Origin of the sequence: Mycobacterium sp. WUMAC-067, from assembly GCF_020217485.1 — a bacterium.
GTDB lineage: Bacteria > Actinomycetota > Actinomycetes > Mycobacteriales > Mycobacteriaceae > Mycobacterium.
Map to the genome: position 1 here is coordinate 1 of NZ_JAEKMI010000203.1, position 420 is coordinate 420.

Below are 420 nucleotides of genomic sequence, written 5' to 3' on the forward strand. Positions count from 1 at the left end.
GTTCCAGGTGTACCTGGCGCTGCCGCTGCAGGCGTCGATGCTGACGCCGCGCTCTGGAAAGGCTTTGGTTGCAGTTCTTTTCGTTGTCTCTGGCCTGGTTGCGGTGATCGGACAGCTGCGCATCACCCGTTGGTTCACCAAACGCTGGGGATCTGGACGTAGCCTGGCCATCGGTGTGGCCATCCTGGCGGCCTCGTTTGTGCCGCTGACGGTCGTCCCCGACGGCCATCGGTTCGGGACACCCGCGGCGGTGGGGGCCCTGCTGGTGTCGGCGGCACTGCTGGCCGTCGGTTCGGCCGCGGTCTTCCCCTTCGAGATGGACACCGTCGTCTCGCTGGCCGGAGGCCGGCTCGTGGCCACCCATTACGGGTTCTACAACACCATCGTCGGAGCCGGAATCCTCGTCGGCAACCTGGCTAC

Annotated in this window: 1 pseudogene; it reads left to right on the plus strand. The window is 66.2% G+C overall.

Features of this window, described 5'->3' with window-relative positions:
* Positions 1 to 420, plus strand: a pseudogene (locus JF781_RS28235) (MFS transporter); the annotation flags it as partial.